The sequence below is a fragment of the Paenibacillus sp. N119s genome, assembly GCF_059447605.1.
The window spans coordinates 1-7871 of sequence record NZ_JCAJRU010000229.1; the positions used below are offsets into that span (position 1 = coordinate 1).

Genomic DNA, 7871 nt, shown 5'->3' on the forward strand with positions numbered 1-7871 from the left:
GCAAGCTGGTTAGCCTGCTCATTTAGAGCTAGGTATGTAATACTCTGCTCGCCCATCTGAACAGCTACGTGATCCGGCGTACGCGCGGCTTGTTCCTCAAATAAGCCATGAATCGTCTTCTCACGCGGGTAATCAACTGCAGCGCCTTCCGAAAGAGCCAGAATGGATTGCTCCTCTGCTTCTCCCAAGAGGTTTACCTCTGCGATGGTAAGCTGCGGGGTATAAATGATCTGCTCGGCGATCGTAAGCAGCTGGGATACCATGTCCGTTACTTCACTGCGTTCGAACAGCTTCGTCCGATAATCGATATCCAGTACCAGCTCGCCTTCATCCAAGATCTCCACGATATGAAGCACGAAATCATTCACTTCATCGCCGCAAAAATCGTAATCCGTCAAAATGCGCACGTCATCCAAATCAACCCAGTTGATAAGACGGTATTCCATAGAGACACCAAAAAGCCGCTGAATATCTTTGTTGCCGTGCATTTCTCTAAGATCCTGAATTAACTGATTGTATGGATATTTCTGATGCCGCAAGACTGACATTTGATCCCTGGCTACGTCCTGCAGGAAGTTCAACACTTCTACATCTTTGTCAACGTATGTTCTGGCTGCAGCCGTGCTGACAAACATACCGATCTTTTGTTTCTCTTTCTTGTTCCCCCGGTTAGCGAACGAGGTGCCGATCACCACATCCGGCTGATTCGTCACTTTGTGTATGTAGATATACATCGCACCCATGAAGAATTGGAACAGAGAAATCCTGTTTTGCTGGCAAAATGCCTGTAGCTCGCGATATAGTGCCTCCGGCACAGTAAAATGCTCCCGAACAGCTTGGGTACTTAGCGATAACGGATTATATGACTTCCAACCTGTCAGTTCAGGCAAATCAGAAAATTTGTCCAGCCAGTATGCTTTATCCTTTTGGTATCTGTCAGAAAGCTCATATGCGTTCTCATCTGCAATATATTCAATATAAGAGCAATCATCGCTCAGCTTAGGTTCATTTCCTTGAATTAAATCCATATAAAAGGCTGTCAGTTGATTGCCATAGACCACCATAGAGATCCCGTCAGAAATGATATGGTGCATTTTCGTATTAATCCAATATTCTTCCTCACTAATCTTTACAATTAAAAACTGGAAGAGTTCAGAGTCCAATAATGGGAAGGGTTTTCTTTTGTGCTGCTCAAGTAAGGCTTCAACCTCGGAAATGCTTTCGATGTGGGTAAGATCCAGACACTCCAACTGTCTCTCTTCATAAGGAACGACATACTGCTTAGGTACTCCATCCACTGAGGTAATACGAATGCGGAACGCATCATATTGTTTGATAATCAAATTGATGGACTGCATGAAGGCAGCGATATTAATATGACCCTTCATCTTGGCTGTACCGGATAGCTGTGACACGGATGTATCCGGATAGAGTAATTCGGTATACCATATACGCTTTTGCGCATTCGTTAAATCATATAACTGCATGTCATTCATCTCATTTCACTCCTATTTCCGTGATGTGAAATCCTCCCGCTGCACCTTGGCAGTCAGGAGGACAAAAAGACAGTTTAACGTGCGCTTTTTAACGTGCGCTTCCACTCCGTCATTGATCAAGTGAAACAATTTCCTCCGCCTCAGCCACCAGTCGATCACCTACGGTAGCCCGACCACTTCCGAGAATATAACCACGCCGACGCTTGACCACTTCAAAATAGAGGTCAATTCGGTCCCCAGGCTTCGCGAAGCTATGGAAACGAACGCCATTGAGGTTGGTCAGATATGAAATACCTCTTTTGTCAATCGCAGCGAATGCCGCTAGTTGTGCGAGCGACTCCACGATCAGCATAGGAGGCATGTATGGATTAGCCTCTGTAATAAACCACTCACTCCGGGTAACAAGCTTGTACCCCTTCGCCCATTGCGACGTTTCGTACCCGGTCACGCCATCGAGCAGAAGAAATGGGTACCTGTGCGGAAGCACATCCTCAATACGGATTAGCTCTTCGCTCACAGGCTTATACCCCCTCCCACTTACGAACGGCAAGACAGACATTGTGCCCTCCAAAGCCAAAAGAGTTACTGATCGCCGCACGGACTTCACGTTCCTGATATACATGCGGTACAAAATTAAGTTCAGGGGCTTCGGGATTGTCACAATTCAGTGTCGGTGGTACTTTGCTGTGGATCATGCTCTGTACCGTTGCAATTAATTCGACTGCCCCTGCACCGCCCATTAAATGGCCTGTCATGGATTTAATAGACGATATCGCCAAACGGGGGGCATGCTCTCCAAATACTTTTTGAATAGCGTTAATCTCCATTCGGTCATTAAATGGCGTACTCGTACCGTGGGCATTGACATAGTCAATCTCCTGAGGTGTCAAGCCTCCATCTTGCAGTGCTATATTAATCGCTTCTGCCGGGCCAGAGCCTGAGGGATCTGGAGCCGTGATATGATATGCATCTGTTGTGCATCCGTAACCCGCCACTTCAGCCAAAATGGTGGCCCCCCGGTTCAAGGCATGTTCCAACTCCTCCAGCACTAGAACCCCTGCTCCTCCACCGATGACAAAGCCATCGCGATCCGTATCAAACGGGCGACTGGCCTTCTGAGGCTCTTCATTACGTCTGGAGAGAGCGTGAATATTCGCAAAAGATGCCAGATCAAGCTGACTAAAGTTGGCCTCTGCTCCTCCAGCTACTACGACATCAGCCGTGCCGTACTGGATCGTACGTAATGCTTCGCCGATGGCATTGCTTCCTGTAGCACAAGCTGTAACTACGGCAAACGAAGGTCCCTTAGCTCCAATAGCAATAGAGATTTCGCCAGGCGCAGAATTAATCATCATTGAGGAAACAAAATAAGGCGAAACCCTTTTAGGACCCAGCTCTGTTAGTTTCCTGTAGTTCTCCTCTATGACATCAAGCCCGCCTGCGCCAGAACCGACGATAACACCCACACGGCCTGCATTCCGTTCATCAATGACTAACTTCGATTGCTCGACTGCCTGGCGGGCAGCCGCCAAGGCGAATTGAGTGAACTGTGCAACCTTTTGTGCTTCCTTTTTGCTCATATACTCCAACGGGTCAAAGCCCGTAACTTGTGCACCAATTTTTGTTGGTATATTTGCTGTATCGAAAACAGTGACAGGTCCGATTCCACTTTTTCCTTCCAGCAGTGAATTCCAGAAATCTGTAAGATGAAGCCCGATCGGTGTTACGACTCCCTGTCCTGTCACTACAACACGTCTTCTCACCATACCCACGTCCTTTGCTGAAATTAATTCTTGGAAGCCTGTTGCTCGTAGAGAGGAAAGTCGCCATATACATGACTAATTTTCTCATGCACATCTGCAAGATCAGCAAATACCTCGACGACCACAAGCTTGTTCTCCTTGTACTTTTGCCAAGCAAGCTGAAGCTGTTCCCGAGCCTCCCCCTTGCTGCGAATCGTCAAACTTTCGACAAACTCATACTGGGGAATTTGGATTCCTGTCTTGGCCGCCTCCGAAACAAATGGGAAGGCCTGTCCTGAGATATGCTTATAATTCATCTGATTTTGCAGCCAACCGTAGCCGCCATTATTAAGTACAAGGTAAATTACCGGTATTTGATACTGTACCGCCGTCATAAAATCTGAACAAAATAGATTGAATGCACCGTCACCTACAAGCGCTACTACCGGGCGTTCTGTCGCCACACTTGCCCCGAGAGCAGCGGCCGCACCGAATCCAAGACTCGTTTGGTCACTGGGAACAATCGAAAGTGAACCTGAGGTAAAACGGAAATATGGATAAAAGTAGGACCACATATCCTGCAATCCGTTCTCTTGTAGAAGCACCAGGTCTTCAGGGAGCTCCGTCTGAATCATGTCCAACAGCTCTGGGACGTGGATGCCGGGGGTCCTTTTTAGCTCTTCCAGATAATTTGCCCTCTGAGAAAAGGCCTGCTGTTTACATCTCCCGATCATTTCAAGCCATGCGCTATCGGGCTCCTGTCCGCGCCGTTCAAGCCATTGCTCCACTGCCGCATATCCATCACCAAGCACCTTGATGCCCCTGAATTCGTGCGCGAAATCCTCCAGCTCTACATTGACTTGAATCAAAGGTGTATCCTGCAGCAAAATATCCCACTCGAACGTAGCCGTTTCTTCCAATCGACTGCCCAGCGTAATGACCACATCGGATTCCTGCCAGATCTGTCTCAGACTAAGGTCGGTATAGAGCCCAGCAACACCACAGAAAAGTTCATGATCTTCATTCACTACAGTCCGTCCCGAAGCAGTTGCGAATACAGCTGCTCCATGTTGGTTAGCGAACCGCTCAATCACATCGCTTGTCCCTGACTTCATTCCGCCGCCGACCAAAACGAGTGGCCTGCGGGCATTCTTAATGATGCTCCATGCCGCATCCAGTTCCCGCATAGACGGAGCGCACGACAGCTTTTCTAGCGGGGCAAACTGAATGTCTGCTGGCACAGGCTGGTCCATCAGGTTTTCAGGTAGCTCGATATAGACAGGGCCCGGTGCTCCATTGATAGCCAAAAAGGCAGCCCGTTCCATCGCCCATACAAGCCGATCCACATGCTCGACACGATAAGCCCATTTGACGAGCGGCTTCACGAGTGAGATTTGATCGGCTTCCTGAAAGGATCGAGTACCCAGCTTGTCTCCTCCGGTGCCAAGCGCCAAGAGTAAGAGCGGAGCGCCCAGGTTCTTGGCCTCCAGCAGTCCCGTAAGTGTATTGCTGAGCGCAGGACCTTTCCCCACAACACATACAGACATCTGGTTAGCTGTGAGTGCATAGCCTGCGGCCATAAACACGGCATTACGCTGGTCTTTACACAAAATAAAATCCATACCGGATGAGGGGAGTGACGCTACAATATTGAGATCGTCACTTGGCAATCCAAAGAGGTGCTGAACCCCAGCCGATTTTAAGTAGCCAATGATGGCATCCCAGGGGGATATGCTCGCGGTCATACCAAACTCCTCTTTTCTGACAAATATTCTGCGACAATTTCCGAGATCAAGATCGGCTTCGAAACGAGCTTATAATCGTAAAAAATATAGTTCGACATCGTGCCGTAGCCGCCAAAAGGCTTATTGCCTTGATCCACGTCCTCAAGTGTTTGATTAATGGTCAATGTGTGCTTCTTTCGTAGAACGTCACTCAAATGCTCTGATCCGTATAGGCTGCAACCCATTGCACGTTCACTGAAATAACTGGAGGAAATGCGCTTGATCAATTGCTCGTCATTTTGGTAGCTAACTACATTGAAAACTGGCGAAAAATATTCAATAATCTCCAGATTCTGCTCCAATTCACTGTATACAACCGTTGGCTCCATCTTTTTCGTACGGAAATCAATGCCGCCGCCGTAAATAATAAACTTATCGTTCGTATTAAAATATTCAGAGACCGAATAGAGTGTATCTTTATAGAATATAGGGGAGTAGTTCGCATTAGGGTCATTGTTGGCCCCAAATACGAGTTCATCAAGCCGCTGAATCAGCAAGTTTTTGAATGGCTCACTCACTTCTTGATGTACCAGGATGATGTCAGGTCCCAGGCAGTCCTGTCCAGAGTTGAACAATCTCATGCGAATCACATCGGTAACCGCCAGCTCCAGATCGGCATCTGGTCCAATGATAAAAGGATTTATCCCTTGCCCATAAAAAATGTAGAGCTGATCTTTGCGGATCTGCTTTTTGATCTTCTCCGCATTGGTGTAGCTTCCGGTAAACACCACAATATCAGCCGGCATCACGGAGTTCTCCATGAACACCTTCTGGCTAACTTTACGAATATAGATAGGTAATTCGTGTACAGCTTGGAGCTTTTCATGCAGCATGTTGACGTACTCGTTTACGTGAGAAGAAGGGCGAAAGTCTATATTTTCAACGTACAGGGACGGAATCAAGAGGTATAATGCATAGGAGTACAAAATGACGTTGGAAGGCATGAATACCGCCATAGATCGTTGCCAGCTTGGTTGATGGGTCTGCACTTCTTGTAATGCACCTTGAAGTGTGAGGATCGTGGAGTCGATTTCTGCATTGGCGGCCCGATAGGATGAAAATTGTGTGAGAATATCCATCACTTCCTGCCGATTTTCAATCAAATAATGGAGGCATTTCAAAATAGATTCATGCCTTTTCAGAAACAGTGTGTTTTCTGCCAGTTCTGGATTTATACTCATGGCACATTCTCCCTTTCCTATATGCAGTTTTAGTAAATATCTTGTTATGCCTTGCGAGAAGCAGCTTTCTCAAGAGCAACGCGCTCCATCTCCAGACGATCTACTTTTCCATTGCGATTTAAGGGAAAATGATCGAGCGGAAGCAAAAGATCAGGAAACATGTAAGAAGGGAGCACCTGATTCATCTCTTTGCGGAGCACAGGTAAGACCTGTGAAGATTCATTTTCGATGAATGCAACAAGCAATGTCCCTTTAGCCTCATCCTCTAAGGTGATCACGCAGGAACGGTAGCCTAGTGAACCAATCCGATCCTCGATATAGACGGGAGAGACCATGTAGCCCATCCGATTGACCGTCTTACCGTTGCGACCAATAACATACAGCATTCCGTCATCCAGATAGCCCAGATCTCCTGTCTTGAACCAGCCATCCTGTAGAACGGATTGTGTCAGGTCCGGACGATTCAGATAACCTTCCATGCATCCGGCACTTCGTATCCACACTTCGCCTACGACACCGTCTGCCTGCTGGTTGCCCGTAGAATCTAGTATCTTCAAATCCACGCCAGGTAATGGTTTGCCACAACCCTTCGGACAATCCAGCGTTCCCAGCGTAACGTTGCCCAATTCAGATAGACCGTAACCATTCAGCAGGGGCTGTCCAAATATGTTGTAAAATTTCTCTTCGAGGTCTTGAGTAAGTGGAGAGCCGCCTACGCACCACATGCGGACTGGAGATTGCTTGATCATTTCCAGTTGTTCGGGTTTTCGGCTTAGCATACGCAACAAGGTGTAAAAAGCAGAGGGGTTCGCGTCTACGACCGTCGCCCGGTCTTTCGTAATACTTGCAATGACGCTCCAGAGGTTTTTAGGATTACAGATGATGAGAGAACATGAGGTTAACCACCAGGAGAAGATAAGTGAAATTCCATAAAAATGTGAGAAAGGCACCACAGGGAGCATATGGTCAGACGGTATGTAGTTCATGGCGTGTATGGAATGCCTGATATTCTCCATAAAAGCTGCACCAGCTTTTACGATTCCCTTGGGTTTTCCCGTCGTACCTGAAGAATACAGAATAAGCGCATCCGATCTCTCGCACCACTTGTTAAAGTCGAGGGGTTCGGGCTTTGGCTCTCCCACCCAATGCGGGTGTACTGCTTCTTCTTGAATGAGATCTTGAATCAGAATAACGAGAGCATGAGGAAGTTCTAAAGCAGAATCGGTCAGGATGCAACAGGCACCTGCCTCATCATAGATTTGGGCCACCTCATCGATTACAGTCTGCTCGTCCACCACAGTTACCGAAACTGCGAGATGGCACAGGGAGAACAGCGATACAACAAACCAATAGGAATTGGCCGCTTTCAGAATTACTCTACCGTCATCGGGAATTCCTCTGAGAGCCAACATCCGTGAGAAGATCATCACGTCCCGCTCCAGACGCTCCCTGCTCATAATCCCTTCAGGCGAGATAATACGGCAATCCGTATGCGTAATAAGCACAACGTTCCCCCCTTACATCCCCGTAATGTGGTATCCAGCATCTACATGGATCACTTCACCCGTAATGCCTCTAGATAAATGGGAAAACAGGAATAACGCCGTATCTCCGACTTCGGACGTATCCACCGTCTTGCGTAGGGGCGTGGTTTCTTCAATATGCTTT

At 47.6% G+C, this 7871-nt stretch carries 7 protein-coding genes; all 7 read right to left on the reverse strand.

All coding sequences use genetic code 11. The features are described from left to right. Positions 1–1496, reverse strand: a 1496-nt coding sequence (locus AC5V8P_RS20840) for a condensation domain-containing protein (protein ID WP_495473821.1), incomplete at its 3' end; no start/stop codon positions are given. Between the two features lie 109 nt (positions 1497–1605). Next, entirely contained in the window at positions 1606–2013 is a 408-nt protein-coding gene (locus AC5V8P_RS20845; protein ID WP_013368718.1) for a 3-hydroxyacyl-ACP dehydratase FabZ family protein, read from the reverse strand. Between the two features lie 4 nt (positions 2014–2017). After that, positions 2018–3262 (reverse strand): beta-ketoacyl-ACP synthase II, encoded by a 1245-nt coding sequence (fabF, locus tag AC5V8P_RS20850; protein ID WP_063208419.1) that lies wholly within the window; start codon positions 3260–3262, stop codon positions 2018–2020. A gap of 20 nt (positions 3263–3282) precedes the next feature. Then, the gene (locus AC5V8P_RS20855; protein ID WP_064795700.1) at positions 3283–4983 is read right to left on the reverse strand and encodes a thiamine pyrophosphate-binding protein; all 1701 of its coding nucleotides are present in this window, start codon (positions 4981–4983) and stop codon (positions 3283–3285) included. Next, on the reverse strand, positions 4980–6203 hold the full coding sequence (locus AC5V8P_RS20860) for an aldehyde dehydrogenase family protein (RefSeq protein ID WP_064795701.1): 1224 nt from the start codon (positions 6201–6203) through the stop codon (positions 4980–4982). The genes AC5V8P_RS20855 and AC5V8P_RS20860 overlap by 4 nt, the downstream gene beginning before the upstream one ends. 44 nt (positions 6204–6247) lie before the next feature. After that, entirely contained in the window at positions 6248–7708 is a 1461-nt protein-coding gene (locus AC5V8P_RS20865; protein WP_064795702.1) for a class I adenylate-forming enzyme family protein, read from the reverse strand. Between the two features lie 12 nt (positions 7709–7720). After that, a partial coding sequence (locus AC5V8P_RS20870; RefSeq protein WP_495473822.1) for an SDR family oxidoreductase occupies positions 7721–7871 on the reverse strand: 151 nt, incomplete at its 5' end.

Coding starts and splice junctions, on each gene's coding strand:
- AC5V8P_RS20860 (WP_064795701.1), bottom strand. CDS start 6,203: ATGAGTATAAATCCAGAACTGGCAGAAAACACACTGTTTCTGAAAAGG.
- fabF (WP_063208419.1), bottom strand. CDS start 3,262: ATGGTGAGAAGACGTGTTGTAGTGACAGGACAGGGAGTCGTAACACCG.
- AC5V8P_RS20855 (WP_064795700.1), bottom strand. CDS start 4,983: ATGACCGCGAGCATATCCCCCTGGGATGCCATCATTGGCTACTTAAAA.